Consider the following 15,236-nt stretch of genomic DNA (forward strand, 5'->3'; position numbering starts at 1 on the left):
GCGTGATCCCCCCGGGGTCGCTCGGCCCCATCGTTTAGCGGCCTAGGACGCCGCCCTTTCACGGCGGTAGCACGGGTTCGAATCCCGTTGGGGTCACTCCCACAATTTAATAAGCATGGCCCTGTAGCGCAGTTGGTTAGCGTGCCGCCCTGTCACGGCGGAGGTCGCGGGTTCAAGTCCCGTCAGGGTCGCTCCGAGCGACAGGCCCTTGTCTTCAGCTTCTGTTGAATTCACGGGCCTTTCGTCTAGGACATGGCACTTCTGATGCCATGCGGCTCTGTAGCTCAGTTGGTAGAGCGCACGACTGAAAATCGTGAGGTCACGGGATCGACGCCCGTCGGAGCCACACGAACCGTCGTTACAACGGTTCTAGGAACCCTCGCGAAGCTTCTATTCGCGGGGGTTTCGCCTTTTCCGGGGCTTACTGTGGCGCTTGCAAGGGAGAAACCCCGGGTGCCGGACGGGCGAATCGAGATGAAACCCTCGAAGCCGATCCATTCAGCCGCGGACCGCGCGCGTTAGGATCGGTTGTGGGCCAGCCCAGAAGGTGTTCTCTTCAGTGAACGATAGCCTCGGTGCATGCAGGGGTTGGTTCATCACACGCTTCGAAATCTGAGCAGCATGGACGCTGTCGACGACGTCATCGCGGCGTCGAAGGGGTGGGCTGACGGCGACACCGTGATACTCAATTTCCAACGTCTGCGCACGACCTGGCCGGACACGACTGTCAGCTTCGCCGCGGCTCTCGACTACCTGCGCACCCATCGCGGTATGAAGTTCTTGCCCGATCACCTCCACGTCAACCAATCGAAAACTTGGCTACACGCGCCTCGCGCTATCTCCGAGCTATCGAAGGACGATTACCCGACCAATGTTGTCTGGCGCTACGACAGCGAGCACGAGGCACAGCTCCTTGCGGACGCCTTCATGAAGAGCCTCACCGATCTGGTTGCCTGTGAGTCAGGCGTGATCGACACGCTGAACTGGTGCATTTATGAAGTGCTCGACAACGTCTTCCAACACAGCCATGCCGATCGCGGCTTCGTGATGATGCAGGTTCACACCCGCAACCGCACCTGCGTACTGGGCGTTACCGACACGGGGCGAGGAATCCATCGCGCCATGGTTGATGCGGCCCACGGCAGCTCGGTCGACCCAACGCGAGTCCGAACGGCTGACAGCGCTATCGCACACGCCCTCGAACAGGGGGTGACCAGCAAGGGCAAAGACAACCAAGGCAACGGCCTCCACGGCCTTCGAAGAGCGGTCGAGATCAACGGCGGCCAGCTATCCGTGCGGTCCGGCCGTGGGTCCTGGCGATATCGCGACGCGGCTGTCACGACTGCGATAGATGTTCGTCGACCGCTGCTGGACGCGAACTCAAGCCACTCAACGACCGTGGACTGGCGTCTGGATTGCGCAAAGGCCGTCAGTATCAACGAGGCGCTTGGCCGTCCGGAGATGGAGAGCGTTGTCCTCGACACGATTACGACGGCGGACAACCACTACCGCATCGACGCGTCTGAGCTCGAGGCGCTTGTCGGTTCACGTCAGCATGGTTCCGAGGTTCGAACCCGAATCCGAAACTATGTCACGGCCGGTGCAAATCAAATTGTTCTCGACCTTCGCGGCATCCCCTTGGTGTCCTCCAGCTTCGCCGACGAAGTTATGGGAAAGCTTGCTCTCGAGATGGGAGAGTTGGAGTTCAGGCGAACAATATTCGTCGACGGAGCTTCCCCGGTCAATCGGGGGTTGATCGAACGGGCCATTGAACTACGTCTTCAATCGGGCACCTGAGCCGGCGAGACTTCTCTTCCGGCCGGCCCGGGGCTGGGAACTCGGTTGGATCCGTCGAGAACTAGCCATCACCAACGAGCACGACTTTTCGGGATTGCGCGCCGGACTGGTCCTCGTGATTACCCGCCCATTAGGCGCACTCGACTGGGAATCGTGAGGTCACGGGATCGACGTCCGTCGGAGCCACGCGAATCGCTAGTACAACGGTTCTAGAAACCCGAGCAAAGACTCTATTCGCGGCGGTTTGGCCATTTCCGGCAGGCACCCCGCACTGACCGGACTCAGCCCGCGTCGACCCGCTGACCCTCCGTGGCGCGACGCGCCTCCTGGATGCCGTGCGCGACGGCCTTGCGGATCACCCAGTAGAGGACGTACGAGCCGGCGGCGAACACGGTGACGAAGAGCACGGCGCTCGTCAGGGGATCCATGCGACCAGTGTGGTCGCCACCGACTCGTCTGTCGACCGTCGCTACTCGCAGCCGACGCCGTCACCGTCCCGGTCGAGGTGCTTCGCGTAGCCGGGATCGCCCACGCGCACGGGAGCGGCCCCGGCTTCGCGGGCCGCCGTGCAGTTCTTGAAGTACACGTTCGCCGGCGGGGCGGGCTTCGACTCCTGCGTCGGCTGAGGCTTCGGGGCCGGCGCGGGCTTCGACTCATGCGTGGGCTGCGGATTCGGCGCCGGCGCGATGCTCGGGCGGGGCTTCGCCGCGGGCTCTTCCGCGATCGCCATGGCGTCCGCGGCGTAGTCCGACGTCCGCAGCTGCTCCGTCGGGCACCCCGTCAGGATGCGCTCCATCGCGTCGCGCTCCGCCTGCGTGACCCACAGCTCGTACGCGACCTTCACCGAGACCTGCCTCGCGACGTACGAGCAGCGGAACTCCGTGTTCTTCGGCAGCCACGTCGCGGCGTCGCTGTCGCTCTTCTGCGCGTTCGAGGCACCGTCGACGGCGAGAAGGTTGAGCGGGTCGTTCCCCAGGGTCTCGCGCTGGTGCGCGGTGAGTTGCTGCGCGCCCTTCTGCCAGGCATCCGACAAGGGAACGACGTGGTCGATCTGTACGAGCGACGAGGTGTCCTCGCCGCGCTCGAACGCGATGCGCTCGCCCGTGAACGGATCGTCCAGAATGCCGGAGGTCACGACGCATCGCCCGTCCTTCTGCACGCCCGCGAGGTCGCGGGCGAGGACGTCGTCGCGCTGCCCGCAGCCGTTGCGGTCGATGTCCTTCCAGCGCTGTCCGAACTCGTCGCGGTCGTAGCCCGTCTTGGGGGCACGCCCCTTCACCTCGAGGGTCTCGAGGGCCGCCAGAGCGGTACCCGGCTCTGGCGTGACGGTGTCGGCCGGAGCCGCGTACTCCGGCTGATCATCACCGACCGCGACCGCCTCGTCGGCGGCCGGGGATGCCGGCGCGAAGGCGACGGGCGCCTCGTCCACCGTCGTGTCCGCCCGCGGCAGGACGAGATTCGCCATCCCGGCTGACAGCAGGGCGACGACGACGGAGATGATCAGCGCACGTGCGGCGGTGGCCGGCGTCCTGAACCGCAGGAACGTCGGGGTCCTCTTGCCGAGCGAGACTCCCGCGGTGATCGCAACGGCGACCGCGAGGGTGCAGATGATCGGAGAGATCACGATGATCGCAGTCGCCAGGACCAGTATCAGAGAGATCCACCGGAGCTTGCTGTCACGGGCCGCCTTCGCGGTCGTGGTGTTCGAGGCCGCACGGGGCGGGGTCGACGAGGGCATGGTGGTGCTCCTTCGAGCGAGGGAAGACCGCACGAAGGGCGCGCGAGTACTGAGCGAACTGGCCACCGATCCGTGGCAGTGGCACAAGCCGGAGCGTCGTCGGGTGGGACGGTCGGGCATCGCCGGGACCGGGCTGCAGCAGCCCGTCGTCCTCGACCGTATCCCGACGTTCGGGCGCCCCCGCTGATCAGACAGTCAGCGTGTCGCCGTCCTCCGGAACGTGGACGGCCGCGGTGATCCCCTGCGCCTCTGCCCTCGCGCGCACATCGGCGCGGGTCACGGTGCAGTGGTCGAGTGCCTCCATGTGGACGGCGACGATGCGGGCGTCGGGGGCGAGGCCGTGCACCCGCACGACGTCCTCGGCGCCCATGAGGATCGGGTCGAGGCCGGGGAGCACGGCTTCGCCCGTGTTCAGGACGACGACGTCCGGCCGGTGGGCGGCGAGCGCCGCCTCGACGGCCGGGTGGTAGACGGTGTCGCCGGCGACGTAGAGGGTCGGCTCCGCGGAATGCGCGATGACCACCCCCATGACCTCGCCGAGTCGCGGGGCGGCGGCGAGCGTCGCGTCGGAGCCGTGCTGCCCGCCCGTGCGCGTGAAGGTCACGCCGCCCAGCGTCGTCTGCTCGTCGAGGACGATCACCTGCGTGAAGCCCGCGTCACCGACCACGGCGGCGTCCTCGGCGTGCTGGACGAGGACGGGGACCTCCCGAGGCAGGAGCGCGGCAGCCGCGGCATCCCAATGATCGGAATGCGTGTGCGTCACCACCACGATGTCGGGCTCGAGAAGGTCCGCAAGCGGGACGACGAGGTCGACCAGCGGATTGCGGCGCTCACTGGCGAAGCCGGGCTGCGAGCCCCGCGCACCCAGCATGGGATCGACGAGGATGCGGATGCCCCCGACCTCGAGCAGCAGCGTGGCATTACGCACCTGGGTGATCTTCACCCCGGGATCGTCTCACGCGGCCGGCCTCGATAGCCTCGCAGGGTGACTCGCATCACCGCCGCGTACTCCCGTCGGGCCACGGAGTACGCGGACGCGCTGGGATCGGTGAGCGCGATGCACCACGCGGATCGCGACCTCATCGAGAGGTGGGGAGCCGCGGCATCCGGTCGGCTCATCGACGCGGGCTGCGGGCCGGGGCACTGGACGCAGCACCTCGCCGAGCGGGGCTCCGACATCCGCGGGATCGATCTCGTGCCGGAGTTCATCGACCACGCCCGCGCGGCCCACCCGGGCATCCGGTTCGACGTCGAGAGCATCGAGTCGATCGATGAGGCGGATGCCGCGCTCGGCGGCATCCTCGCCTGGTTCTCGACGATCCACCACGAGCCGTCGACGATCGCGGTTCCGCTCGGCGAGTTCGCGCGCGTGCTGCGTCCGGGTGGATCGCTGCTGCTCGGCTGTTTCGACGCGGACGAGACGGAGGCGTTCGACCACGCCGTCCTGCGCGCGTTCCGATGGAACGCAGACGACCTGCAGCGCATTCTCGAGAGTGCGGGCTTCGACGTCGTCGCCGTCCACCGCCGAGCCGAGCGCGGAGCGCGACCCGTCGCGGCGATCGTCGCCGAGCGCCGCCGCTGATTTCAGCGCGGCTCCGTCACGCGCACGAGCCCGCAGTTGAGGCACGACCACGCGACCGTGAACCGCTCGTCGTCGAGGATCTCGAACCGCAGCGGATCCCCGCAGGTGGGGCACATGACCCCCGGACGCTCGCTCACCATTCGAGCCTAAGGTCGCCGCGGCACCCGGTTACCCTGATCGCATGCCGCAGTTGCTCAGCGCCGAACGGCGGTCGCTCCTCCTCGAGATGCTCGCCGAGTCCGGCAGCGTCCGACTCGAGCCGGCCGCCGAGGCGCTCGGCGTCTCGGCGATGACCGTCCGGCGCGACCTCGACGACCTGGTCCGCGAAGGGCTCGCGCGGCGGGTCCGCGGCGGCGCGGTCGCCGCCATCGTCCCGCAGGACTTCACCGCCCGGATCGCCGCGCGCGGCGGCGCGAAGGCCGAGATCGCCCGCAAAGCGCACGACCTGCTCCCCCACGGCGGTGCCGCGGCGATGGATGCCTCCTCCACCGTCGGCGCACTCATCTCGACCCTCGACGACGGCGACGAGCTCCTCGTCGTCACGAACTCGTACGACAACCTCCGCGCAGCGCAGGGGCGACCCGGCGTCGACGCGATCCTCCTCGGCGGCCGCCTCGAACCCCGCACCGGGAGCTTCGTCGGCGCGCAGGCGTGCGAGAGCGCGAGCCGGTTCCACTACGACCGCTTCTTCACGAGCGCCGCCGCCCTCGACCCGGCGTTCGGCACGAGCGAGACGACCCTCGAAGAAGCCGAGGTCAAGCGCGTCCTCTCGACACACGCCGACGAGACCGTCGTGCTCGCGGACTCGTCGAAACTCGAGCGACTCGCCGTCGCGCGCGCCCTCGCCTGGACCGACGTCGACCTGCTCGTGACCGAGCTCGACCCCGCTGACGAGCGACTCTCCGTCTTCCGGGGGCTGGTCGACATCCGCTGAGCCTGTTAGATTGTGAAAGGTTTCACAAGATCTTTCACGTCTGAGCCTCGCAGGAGAGTCGATGTCCCCCACGCCCACGGCCGCCGCCGAACTCATCGCGCGCAGCAACCGCCTCGGATCCGACCCCAAGGTCACCAACTACGCGGGCGGCAACACGTCCGCGAAGGGCACCGACACCGACCCCGTCACCGGCGAGCCCGTCGAGCTCCTGTGGGTCAAGGGCTCCGGCGGCGACCTCGGCACCCTGAAGCCCGAAGGGCTCGCCGTCCTCCGCCTCGACCGCATGCGCGCCCTCGTCGACGTCTACCCCGGCGTCGAGCGCGAGGACGAGATGGTCGCCGCCTTCGACTACTGCCTCCACGGCAAGGGCGGCGCGGCTCCCTCGATCGACACCGCCATGCACGGACTGGTGGATGCCGCCCACGTCGACCACCTGCATCCCGATGCCGGCATCGCCATCGCCACCTCCGCCGACGGCGAGAAGCTGACCGCTGAGATCTTCGGCGAGAAGGTCGCGTGGGTGCCCTGGCGCCGCCCCGGCTTCCAGCTCGGCCTCGACATCGCCGCCATCAAGGCCGAGAACCCCGACGCGATCGGCTGCATCCTCGGCGGACACGGCATCACCGCCTGGGGTGACACGTCAGAAGAGGCGGAGCGCAACAGCCTCTGGATCATCGAGACCGCCCAGGCCCACATCGACGCCCACGGTGCGGCGCAGCCCTTCGGCGGCATCCGCTCCGGCTTCGAGGCGCTGTCGGAGGAAGAGCGTCACGCGAAGGCCGCGGCGCTCGCCCCGACGATCCGCGGGCTCGCGTCGACGGACAAGCCGATGGTCGGCCACTACACCGACAGCGACGTCGTCCTCGACTTCCTCGCCTCCGAGAAGGCTCCCGCGCTCGCAGAACTCGGCACGAGCTGCCCTGACCACTTCCTGCGCACGAAGGTCAAGCCGCTCATCCTCGACCTGCCGGCATCCGCGTCCGTCGAGGACTCGATCGCACGTCTCCGAGAACTGCACGAGGCCTACCGCGCCGACTACCAGGCGTATTACGACGCCCACGCGACGGCGGACTCCCCCGCGATCCGCGGCGCCGACCCGCTCATCGTGCTCGTCCCCGGCGTCGGGATGTTCAGCTACGGCGCGAACAAGCAGACCGCCCGCGTCGCCGGAGAGTTCTACGTCAACGCGATCAACGTCATGCGCGGCGCCGAGGCCCTCTCGACCTACTCCCCCATCTCCGACGCCGAGAAGTTCCGCATCGAGTACTGGGCCCTCGAAGAGGCGAAGCTGCAGCGGATGCCGAAGCCCAAGACCCATCAGGGGCGCATCGCGTTCGTCACGGGCGCGGCATCCGGCATCGGCAAGGCCATCGCCACGCGACTCGCCGCCGAAGGCGCGTGCGTCGTCGTCGCCGACCTCGACCTCGAGAAGGCACAGGCCGCAGCCGCCGAGCTCGGCGGGACCGACGTCGCCATCGGCGTCGCCGCGAACGTGGCGGATGCCGCGGGTGTGCAGGCCGCGATCGATGCGACCGTCCTCGCCTTCGGCGGTGTCGACCTCGTCGTCAACAACGCGGGCCTGTCGCTGTCGAAGCCGCTGCTCGAGACCACCGAGAAGGACTGGGACCTGCAGCACGACGTCATGGCGAAGGGCTCGTTCCTCGTCGCGAAAGCCGCCGCGAAGGCGCTCATCGAGCAGAAGATGGGCGGCGACGTCATCTACATCTCGTCGAAGAACTCCGTCTTCGCCGGCCCGAACAACATCGCCTACTCGGCGACCAAGGCCGACCAGGCCCACCAGGTGCGTCTGCTGGCCGTCGAGCTCGGCGAGCACGGCGTGCGCGTCAACGGCATCAACCCCGACGGCGTCGTCCGCGGCTCGGGCATCTTCGCCGCCGGCTGGGGCGCCAACCGCGCCGCCACATACGGCGTCGAGGAGAAGGACCTCGGCCAGTTCTACGCGAACCGCACGATCCTCAAGCGCGAGGTCGTCCCCGAGAACGTCGCCGACGCCGTCTACGTGCTGACCGGACCGGAACTCTCACGCACGACCGGGCTCCACATCCCCGTCGACTCCGGCGTCGCCGCCGCGTTCCTGCGTTAATCCCGGCCCGCGTCGGATCACTCCAGAGGAGGATGGTTGCCATGGTGCAGCGTCAATTCCCGAAGCCGGTCGAGCTGCTCGAGCTCATGCAGTTCAAGAAGCCCGAGCTGAACGGCACGAAGCGACGGCTGGATGCCGCGTTCACGATCGCGGACCTCCGCACGATCGCGAAGCGACGCACTCCGAAGGCCGCCTTCGACTACACGGACGGGGCCGCGGAGGGCGAGACCTCGCTCGCCCGCGCGCGCCAGGCGTTCGAGGACGTCGAGTTCCACCCCGACGTCCTCCGGCCTGCCGAGAACGTCGACACGTCCGTCGAGATCCTCGGCGGACCGTCCGCGCTCCCCTTCGGCATCGCACCGACCGGGTTCACCCGGCTCATGCAGACCGAGGGCGAGGTCGCGGGCGCGGGAGCGGCGGGGGCCGCCGGCATCCCGTTCACCCTGTCGACCCTCGGCACGACCTCGATCGAGGGCGTGAAGGCGGCGAACCCGCACGGACGCAACTGGTTCCAGCTCTACGTGATGCGCGAGCGCGAGATCTCCTACGGCCTCGCGAAGCGCGCGGCCGAGGCCGGGTTCGACACCCTGCAGTTCACCGTCGACACCCCCGTCGCCGGCGCACGCCTGCGCGACAAGCGCAACGGTTTCTCGATCCCGCCGCAGCTGACCCTCGGCACTATCGTCAATGCGATCCCGCGGCCGTGGTGGTGGATCGACTTCCTCACCACTCCGAAGCTCGAGTTCGCGTCGCTCTCAGCCACCGGCGGCACCGTCGGCGACCTGCTGAACGCGGCCATGGACCCGACGATCAGCTACGAGGACCTCGAGATCATCCGCGGCATCTGGCCCGGCAAGATCGTCATCAAGGGCGTGCAGAACGTCGCCGACGCGAAGCGCCTCATCGACCACGGCGTCGACGGTATCATCCTGTCGAACCACGGCGGGCGCCAGCTCGACCGCGCGCCGATCCCCTTCCACCTGCTGCCCACCGTGGTGCGCGAGGTCGGCAAGGACGCGACCATCATGGTCGACACCGGCATCATGAACGGCGCCGACATCGTCGCCGCGATGGCGCTCGGGGCGAAGTTCACCCTGATCGGCCGCGCCTATCTCTACGGCCTCATGGCCGGCGGGCGGGCGGGCGTCGACAAGACGATCGAGATCCTCCGCAGCGAGATCGAGCGCACCATGAAGCTGCTCGGCGTCGCCTCGATCGCCGAGCTCGAGCCGCGGCACGTCACGCAGCTCACGCGCCTCGCGCCGATGCCCCGTTCCGACGCCTGATCCGCCGCGCTACCCTGGCGCGGTGAGCGCAGCCGACGAGACCGGTCCCTTCTTCCACGGCACGAAAGCCGACCTCGACGTCGGCGATCTGCTCACGGCGGGGCGACGCTCGAACTACCGGCCGTCGATCGTGATGAACCACATCTACTTCACCGCGCAGCGCGACGGCGCCGGCCTCGCCGCCGAGCTCGCCGCGGGCGACGGCGAGCCGCGGGTCTACCGCGTCGAGCCGACCGGCCCGTTCGAGGACGACCCGAACGTGACCGACAAGAAGTTCCCCGGCAACCCCACGCGCTCGTACCGCAGCACCGACCCGCTCCGCGTCGTCGGTGAAGAGACCGGCTGGCCCCGCCTGAGTCCCGAGGCGCTCGCGGACTGGAAGCGCCGCATCGCCGCGATCGAGGAGTCCGGCGGCGAGATCATCAACTGATGAGTGACGTCGTCCGCTTCTGCCGCAGTCGCAACGCCGGTCGCCGCTGCACGCGCCCGCTCGACCACCCCGGTCTGCACCGCCACCGCACGATCATGTGGACGGATGCCGCGGCCGACCCGTCCCGCTGCCCCGGGTCCGGCGAGCCGGGCTCCCCCGCCGCCGCGCTCGCGGACGGGTGGCCGCACGGCCGCGCCCTGTGCCCCGTCTGCCACCGCTTCGTCCCCCTCGTGGACGGCCTGCTCGAGGAGCACGTGAGCTCGGACGAGGACGAGACGGATGCCGAGGCATCGCGTCGTCGCGAATGGCTCAACACCCACGGGTGGTGACGGCCCTCGCTGTCCGACGCGCGTGCCATGCTGACGGGATGCGCATCGCCGTCACCGGTTCGTCCGGAAAACTCGGGTCCGTCGTCGTCCGCGAACTCGCCGCCGCCGGCCACGAGGTGATCGGCTTCGACCAGCACGGCACCCGCGGCCCCGGCTTCGTGCAGATCGACCTCACCGACCACGGACAGGTCGTCGACGCGCTGACGGGTGTCGGCGATCAGCACGACGGCATCGACGCCCTCGTCCACCTCGCCGCGATCCCGGCCCCCGGCATCCGGCCCGACGTCGCGACCTTCCACAACAACATCACGACCACGTTCAACGTGTTCTGGGCAGCGCTCCGTCTCGGCATCACGAAGATCGTCTACGCCTCGAGCGAGACCGTGCAGGGGCTGCCGTTCGAGACACCGCCGCCCTACATCCCCGTCGACGAGGACTACCCGGCGCGTCCCGAATCGGTCTACTCCCTCGTGAAGCACCTCGAGGAGCAGATGGCGATCGAGCTGACGCGGTGGTACCCGGCGGCATCCATCACAGCCCTCCGGTTCTCGAACGTCATGTGGCCCGAGGACTACGCGGAGTTCCCCTCGTTCGACGCCGACGCGCGGCAGCGCAAGTGGAACCTGTGGAGCTACATCGACGCCCGCGACGGATCGCAGGCCATCGAACGCGCGCTCGAGGTCGCCGGCCCCGGCTTCGACCACTTCCTCATCGCCGCGGCCGACACCGTCATGAGCCGCCCGAACGACGAGCTGGTCGCCGAGGTGTTCCCCGGCGTCGAGCTCCGCGGCGACCTCGGGGTCAACGACTCGCTGTTCTCGACCGCGAAGGCGCAGCGGGTGCTCGGTTACCGGCCGCAGCACTCGTGGCGCGACTCCGTGGGCTGAGCGCTCAGCCGCCGAATTCGGCGAGGACGTACACCTCGCTGTGGTTCACCGCGCAGATCTCGGCGATCGGGTTCTGGGCGTCCCAGAACTCCTGCACCTCGGTCATCCCGCCGGGGATCGGCGAGCGCTCCGCGAGAACCGTGTGGATCGACCGCAGGTACGGCGCGAGAGTGGTCGTCGACGACGCGGCGAGCGTGTCCGCCGCATCCGCCGCGGCATCCACCCGGCGGTTCCACTCGTCGGCGCCGAAGGCCGCGTAGAAGCCGTAGCCCTCGTCGGCGTTCGTGACCTGGCTGTAGACGCCCGAGAACAGCTCGCACTCCTCGGCGAGCGCGGCGTCCTGCGGGAACGGGACCGATGAATACGAGACGGATGCCGCCCACTCGGCCTCCGGGGCCAGGCCGAGCGTGAGCTCCGGCGCCGACCGGGCCTCCCACGGCCAGGCGAGGACGCGATCGGGATCGCAGGATCCGGACTGCGGCGCCTGCCCGAGCATCATCGAGTCGCCGAGCTCCGCCGTGAATCGCTCCGCGGGGTCGCACGTCAGCTGGACGAGCACCGACTGGGTGCCGGCCGGCACGTCGAGGGCGACGGGGCCGGGCCCGGTGCCCGAGAACGCCTGCGTCGCGATCACCGACGGGCCCGACGAAGCCGGCTCGGCCGTCGGTGACGCCGGCGCGGGCGCGACCACCGGCGCCTCCACCGTCGGTCGGGCTTCTCCCGCGGGCTCCACGACCGTCGACACGCATCCCGCCGACAGCATCACCACCGCGGCCGCGATCACGGCCGCCTTCGCGCCTCGACGCGTGCGCGGCGCAGCGGCATCCCCCCAGATCATCTGATCTGTCTATCAGACGGCCCGGGACCCCGTCAGCGGATCCCTGTCGTTCGCCGGGGACATCCTCAGTCCGGTGCGCCCGGTCCCGGCTAGGCTGAGACGTCCCCGTGCCCGCCGAGCATCGCGAGCCCCGCCATGGATCTGTCGATCATCGTCCCGACCTTCAACGAGGGTCCGAACATCGACGAGCTGTTGCGTCGCATCGGGGAGAGCCTCGAGGGGCGCGTGTTCGAGGTCGTCTTCGTCGATGACTCGACGGACGACACCCCGCAGGTCATCGCGGCCGCGGCGAAGGGCGCCCCGTTCCCCGTGCGCCTCATCCACCGGGAGAACGCCGATGCCGGCCTCGGCGGCGCGGTCGTCGCGGGATTCCAGGCGGCCACCTCGCGCTGGTGCCTCGTCATGGACGGCGACCTGCAGCATCCGCCCGAAGACATCCCCCGGCTGATCGAGCGGGCCGACCGAGGCGACGTCGACGTCGTCGTCGCCTCGCGCTACGCGTCCGGGGGCACGTCGAAGGGCCTCGCCGATGCGACCCGCACCGCCGTCTCGCGCGCCTCGACCGCGCTGACCAAGGCGATGTTCCCGCGGAAGCTCGCGAACTGCTCCGACCCGATGACCGGGTTCTTCCTGCTCGACACCCACGCCGTCGACGTCGGCGCGCTCCGCCCTCGAGGCTTCAAGATCCTGCTCGAAGTCCTCGCGCGACGTCAGCTGCGGGTCGACGAGGTCCCCTTCGACTTCGCCTCCCGCCACGCCGGCACCTCGAAGGCGACCTTCACGCAGGGCGTCCGCTTCCTGACCCAGCTCGCCATGCTGCGCTTCGGTCGGATGTCGGCGTTCGCCCTCGTCGGCGGGTTCGGCGCCATCGCGAACCTCGTCATCATGTGGGGTCTGATCCGGCTGGGGATGGACTACGTGCCGGCGGCCATCGTCGCGAGCGTCATCACGATCATCACGAACTTCCTGCTGCTCGAGTACCTCGTCTTCGCCGACATGAGGTCCGAGTCGGGGCGGATGCTCACCCGGTTCCTCAAGTCGTTCTCCTTCAACGGCCTCGAAGCGATCATCCGCATCCCGGTCCTGTCGATCATCGTCGAGGCCACCCACATCCCCGCCGTGCTGGCCGCGGCTCTCACGCTCGTGGCCGCCTTCGTCCTGCGCTTCGTCTTCCACGCACTCGTCGTCTACGCACCGCGCCGGCCGGGACGTGCCGTCGCGGCCCAGGAATCCGAGCCCGCAGCAGCGGGCGGGCGTACCCTGGAGTGATGACCGACACGTCCACTCAGATCACGATGTTCGGCGCCGAATGGTGCCGCGACTGCCGCCGCACGAAGGCGCAGCTCGACAGCCTCGGAGTCGATTACCGGTACGTCGACCTCGAGGCCGAGCCCGACGCCGCCGACATCGCCCGCGAGATCTCCGGACGCACCAACATCCCGGTCGTCGTGTACCCCGACGCCACGCATCACGTCGAGCCCAGCAACGACGACGTCGCGGCGAAGCTCCGCGAGCTGTCGCTCATCTGAGTCCACCGGCACAGCGACGATGACGACGACGTCACCGGCCACGCCGCATGAGCACTCCCCCGAGGCCCGCACCGATCTCGACTCCGCCCTCACACGGTTGCGCGCCGGTGCGAGCGAGTGGACCGCACTCACCGCTGCCGGGCGTCGTGATCTGCTCCGGCGCATCCGCTCCGCCGTCGCCGGCGCCGCCGACGATTGGGCGCGCATCGCCGCCGCGAGCAAAGGGCTCGAGCCGCGGCATCCGCTCGCCGGAGAAGAGTGGCTCGCCGGCCCGTACGCCGCCATCGTCGCGCTCGACGCGTACATCGGGACGCTCGACGCGCTCGCCCGCGGGCGCAGTCCGCTCGCCGGCGTCCGCACCGGCACCGCGCCCGGCGGTCGCACCGTCGTCCACACCTCGCCGCTGAACGCCGCCGACCGGATCCTCCTCTCGGGCTACACGACCGAGGTCTGGTTGCAGCCGGGCGTCACCGCGCACGAGGCGAGGGATGCCGCGGGCCTCGCCTCGCGGCATCCGCTCCGCAGCGGCGGGGTCGGCCTGGTCCTGGGCGCGGGGAACGTGACCTCGATCCCCTTCCTCGACGTGCTGTACGAGCTGCTCGCCGAGGGGCGCGTCGCACTGCTGAAGGTGAACCCCACGCAGGATGCGCTCGTGCCGGTGTTCGAGCGGGCGTTCGCGCCCCTCATCGAGGCCGGGTTCGCCGCAGTCGTGAGCGGAGGCGGTGACGTCGGGGCCTACCTGACGCGGCATCCCGAGATCGACCACGTCCACATCACCGGGTCGGAGACGACCTTCCGTGCCATCGTCGGCTCCGGCGACGACCGCCTGCGCGTGCCGATCACGGCCGAGCTCGGCGGCGTGTCGCCGATCATCGTCGTGCCGGGGCGCTGGACGGCGGCCGACCTGCGGTTCCAGGCCGAGCACGTCGCCACGATGCGGCTGCACAACAGCGGGCACAACTGCATCGCCGGTCAGGTCGTGCTCCTCAGCCGCGACTGGGATCAGCGCGAGGACTTCGAGCGCGAGCTGCGCCGCGCCTTCGCGCGGACGCCGAAGCGGCCCGTCTGGTATCCGAACGCGGCGGCGCGGCTCGAGCACGTGCGCGAGGTCTACCCCGATGCGGAGTGGTTCGCCGACGGCACGCGGGCGATCGCGGTGGGTGACGGTGAGATCGAGACGACCGAGTACTTCGCCCCGGTCCTCGGGATCGTCGACCTGCCCGGCACCGGCGCCGCGTTCGTCGATGCCGCCATCGCGCACGCGAACGAACGACTCACCGGAACCCTCGGCGCGAACGTCCTCGTCGACCCCGTCACCCAGCACCGCCTCGGCTCCCCGTTCGACGAGGCGATGGCTCGCCTGCGCTACGGCACGGTGGCCATCAACGCGTGGACGGCGTTCGGGTTCCTCACCCCCACGGCGACGTGGGGCGCGTTCCCGGGCGGCACCGTCGACGACGCGCCGAGCGGCATCGGGATCGTTCATAACGCACTCCTGCTGGACGAGGTCGAGCGGAGCGTCGTCCGCGGACCGTTCCGTCCCTTCCCCCGCTCCCTCGGCCGCGGGCGCTTCTCGGTGCTGCCGAAACCGCCGTGGTTCGTGACCTCGCGCACGGGACGCGCGGTGTCGGAGGGCTTCGCCCGGTTCCGGATCGATGGCCGCATCGGCCCGCTCGTCGTGACTCTCGCCCGCGCCTTCGGCGCCTGAGCTCGGCGCCCGGCGGCGCAGCCGGGGATCGCAGGCGCGGGGGCTCTGACGACATGACGCGTCGGTTTACATCG

At 69.4% G+C, this 15,236-nt stretch carries 17 protein-coding genes and 3 tRNA genes; 15 read left to right on the top strand and 5 right to left on the bottom strand.

Going from position 1 to position 15,236, the window contains the following annotated elements:
- The first annotated feature begins 23 nt into the window (after positions 1-23).
- The 4 genes from AC4NN1_RS13860 to AC4NN1_RS13875 all read left to right on the top strand — a co-directional run bounded on the left by AC4NN1_RS13860 (position 24) and on the right by AC4NN1_RS13875 (position 1,797).
- Positions 24-96: transfer RNA gene (locus tag AC4NN1_RS13860), tRNA-Glu, on the top strand.
- A 21-nt stretch (positions 97-117) separates the two neighbouring features.
- A tRNA-Asp gene (locus tag AC4NN1_RS13865) sits at positions 118-191 on the top strand.
- Positions 192-273: 82 nt separating this feature from the next.
- Positions 274-346 (top strand) — tRNA-Phe (locus AC4NN1_RS13870).
- A gap of 275 nt (positions 347-621) precedes the next feature.
- On the top strand, positions 622-1,797 hold the full coding sequence (locus AC4NN1_RS13875) for an STAS-like domain-containing protein (RefSeq protein WP_491955643.1): 1,176 nt from the start codon (positions 622-624) through the stop codon (positions 1,795-1,797).
- A 281-nt stretch (positions 1,798-2,078) separates the two neighbouring features.
- Here the strand turns inward: AC4NN1_RS13875 and AC4NN1_RS13880 are convergent, their stop codons facing one another.
- Complete coding sequence (locus AC4NN1_RS13880) at positions 2,079-2,225, bottom strand: hypothetical protein (protein ID WP_018185766.1); 147 nt, start codon at positions 2,223-2,225, stop codon at positions 2,079-2,081.
- 41 nt (positions 2,226-2,266) lie between these two features.
- On the bottom strand, positions 2,267-3,535 hold the full coding sequence (locus AC4NN1_RS13885) for a GmrSD restriction endonuclease domain-containing protein (protein ID WP_491955644.1): 1,269 nt from the start codon (positions 3,533-3,535) through the stop codon (positions 2,267-2,269).
- 1 nt (position 3,536) lies between these two features.
- On the opposite strand from AC4NN1_RS13885, the gene AC4NN1_RS13890 reads away from it, so the two are divergent.
- Positions 3,537-3,722, top strand: a complete 186-nt coding sequence (locus AC4NN1_RS13890) for a hypothetical protein (protein WP_491955645.1) — start codon at positions 3,537-3,539, stop codon at positions 3,720-3,722.
- Here AC4NN1_RS13890 and AC4NN1_RS13895 read toward each other — a convergent pair whose 3' ends face one another.
- Positions 3,723-4,478, bottom strand: coding sequence for an MBL fold metallo-hydrolase (locus AC4NN1_RS13895; RefSeq protein ID WP_491955646.1), 756 nt, complete (start codon positions 4,476-4,478; stop codon positions 3,723-3,725).
- Between the two features lie 42 nt (positions 4,479-4,520).
- Between AC4NN1_RS13895 and AC4NN1_RS13900 the strand changes: the two genes are divergently transcribed.
- A complete protein-coding gene (locus AC4NN1_RS13900) occupies positions 4,521-5,117 on the top strand; it encodes a class I SAM-dependent methyltransferase (RefSeq protein ID WP_491955647.1) in 597 nt (198 codons plus the stop codon).
- Between the two features lie 2 nt (positions 5,118-5,119).
- Here AC4NN1_RS13900 and AC4NN1_RS13905 read toward each other — a convergent pair whose 3' ends face one another.
- Positions 5,120-5,254, bottom strand: a complete 135-nt coding sequence (locus tag AC4NN1_RS13905; protein ID WP_256335408.1) for a hypothetical protein — start codon at positions 5,252-5,254, stop codon at positions 5,120-5,122.
- Positions 5,255-5,298: 44 nt separating this feature from the next.
- Here AC4NN1_RS13905 and AC4NN1_RS13910 point away from each other — a divergent pair, with 44 nt between their 5' ends.
- From AC4NN1_RS13910 to AC4NN1_RS13935, 6 genes are all read left to right on the top strand, one after another.
- Positions 5,299-6,051 carry a DeoR/GlpR family DNA-binding transcription regulator gene (locus AC4NN1_RS13910; protein WP_491955648.1) on the top strand — a complete coding sequence of 251 codons (753 nt, stop codon included), beginning with the start codon at positions 5,299-5,301 and terminating at the stop codon, positions 6,049-6,051.
- A 61-nt stretch (positions 6,052-6,112) separates the two neighbouring features.
- Positions 6,113-8,155 carry a bifunctional aldolase/short-chain dehydrogenase gene (locus tag AC4NN1_RS13915; RefSeq protein ID WP_491955649.1) on the top strand — a complete coding sequence of 681 codons (2,043 nt, stop codon included), beginning with the start codon at positions 6,113-6,115 and terminating at the stop codon, positions 8,153-8,155.
- 41 nt (positions 8,156-8,196) lie between these two features.
- Positions 8,197-9,441, top strand: a complete 1,245-nt coding sequence (locus AC4NN1_RS13920) for an alpha-hydroxy acid oxidase (protein ID WP_116227947.1) — start codon at positions 8,197-8,199, stop codon at positions 9,439-9,441.
- Between the two features lie 22 nt (positions 9,442-9,463).
- Positions 9,464-9,871, top strand: coding sequence for an NAD(+)--rifampin ADP-ribosyltransferase (arr, locus tag AC4NN1_RS13925; protein WP_491955650.1), 408 nt, complete (start codon positions 9,464-9,466; stop codon positions 9,869-9,871).
- Complete coding sequence (locus AC4NN1_RS13930; protein ID WP_491955651.1) at positions 9,871-10,200, top strand: hypothetical protein; 330 nt, start codon at positions 9,871-9,873, stop codon at positions 10,198-10,200. Before arr ends, AC4NN1_RS13930 begins: the two co-directional genes overlap by 1 nt.
- A 38-nt stretch (positions 10,201-10,238) precedes the next feature.
- Positions 10,239-11,087 carry an NAD-dependent epimerase/dehydratase family protein gene (locus AC4NN1_RS13935; protein ID WP_491955652.1) on the top strand — a complete coding sequence of 283 codons (849 nt, stop codon included), beginning with the start codon at positions 10,239-10,241 and terminating at the stop codon, positions 11,085-11,087.
- A gap of 4 nt (positions 11,088-11,091) precedes the next feature.
- On the opposite strand, the gene AC4NN1_RS13940 is transcribed toward AC4NN1_RS13935, so the two are convergent.
- Entirely contained in the window at positions 11,092-11,925 is an 834-nt protein-coding gene (locus AC4NN1_RS13940; protein WP_491955653.1) for a hypothetical protein, read from the bottom strand.
- 135 nt (positions 11,926-12,060) lie between these two features.
- Between AC4NN1_RS13940 and AC4NN1_RS13945 the strand changes: the two genes are divergently transcribed.
- The 3 genes from AC4NN1_RS13945 to AC4NN1_RS13955 are packed head-to-tail and all read left to right on the top strand — an operon-like array spanning position 12,061 to position 15,162.
- Positions 12,061-13,194 carry a glycosyltransferase gene (locus AC4NN1_RS13945; RefSeq protein WP_020097763.1) on the top strand — a complete coding sequence of 378 codons (1,134 nt, stop codon included), beginning with the start codon at positions 12,061-12,063 and terminating at the stop codon, positions 13,192-13,194.
- Positions 13,194-13,454, top strand: coding sequence for a glutaredoxin family protein (locus tag AC4NN1_RS13950; RefSeq protein ID WP_028497448.1), 261 nt, complete (start codon positions 13,194-13,196; stop codon positions 13,452-13,454). The genes AC4NN1_RS13945 and AC4NN1_RS13950 overlap by 1 nt, the downstream gene beginning before the upstream one ends.
- Positions 13,455-13,473: 19 nt before the next feature.
- Positions 13,474-15,162: an aldehyde dehydrogenase family protein gene (locus AC4NN1_RS13955; RefSeq protein ID WP_491955654.1), complete on the top strand. Its 1,689-nt coding sequence runs from the start codon at positions 13,474-13,476 to the stop codon at positions 15,160-15,162.
- The last annotated feature ends 74 nt before the right edge of the window (positions 15,163-15,236 follow it).

This window comes from Microbacterium sp. MDV22-iso44 (assembly GCF_058629135.1).

Coding starts and splice junctions, on each gene's coding strand:
- AC4NN1_RS13915 (WP_491955649.1), top strand. CDS start 6,113: ATGTCCCCCACGCCCACGGCCGCCGCCGAACTCATCGCGCGCAGCAAC.
- AC4NN1_RS13940 (WP_491955653.1), bottom strand. CDS start 11,925: ATGATCTGGGGGGATGCCGCTGCGCCGCGCACGCGTCGAGGCGCGAAG.
- AC4NN1_RS13930 (WP_491955651.1), top strand. CDS start 9,871: ATGAGTGACGTCGTCCGCTTCTGCCGCAGTCGCAACGCCGGTCGCCGC.
- AC4NN1_RS13955 (WP_491955654.1), top strand. CDS start 13,474: ATGACGACGACGTCACCGGCCACGCCGCATGAGCACTCCCCCGAGGCC.
- AC4NN1_RS13920 (WP_116227947.1), top strand. CDS start 8,197: ATGGTGCAGCGTCAATTCCCGAAGCCGGTCGAGCTGCTCGAGCTCATG.
- AC4NN1_RS13875 (WP_491955643.1), top strand. CDS start 622: ATGGACGCTGTCGACGACGTCATCGCGGCGTCGAAGGGGTGGGCTGAC.
- AC4NN1_RS13880 (WP_018185766.1), bottom strand. CDS start 2,225: ATGGATCCCCTGACGAGCGCCGTGCTCTTCGTCACCGTGTTCGCCGCC.
- AC4NN1_RS13910 (WP_491955648.1), top strand. CDS start 5,299: ATGCCGCAGTTGCTCAGCGCCGAACGGCGGTCGCTCCTCCTCGAGATG.
- AC4NN1_RS13945 (WP_020097763.1), top strand. CDS start 12,061: ATGGATCTGTCGATCATCGTCCCGACCTTCAACGAGGGTCCGAACATC.
- AC4NN1_RS13885 (WP_491955644.1), bottom strand. CDS start 3,535: ATGCCCTCGTCGACCCCGCCCCGTGCGGCCTCGAACACCACGACCGCG.
- AC4NN1_RS13935 (WP_491955652.1), top strand. CDS start 10,239: ATGCGCATCGCCGTCACCGGTTCGTCCGGAAAACTCGGGTCCGTCGTC.
- AC4NN1_RS13950 (WP_028497448.1), top strand. CDS start 13,194: ATGACCGACACGTCCACTCAGATCACGATGTTCGGCGCCGAATGGTGC.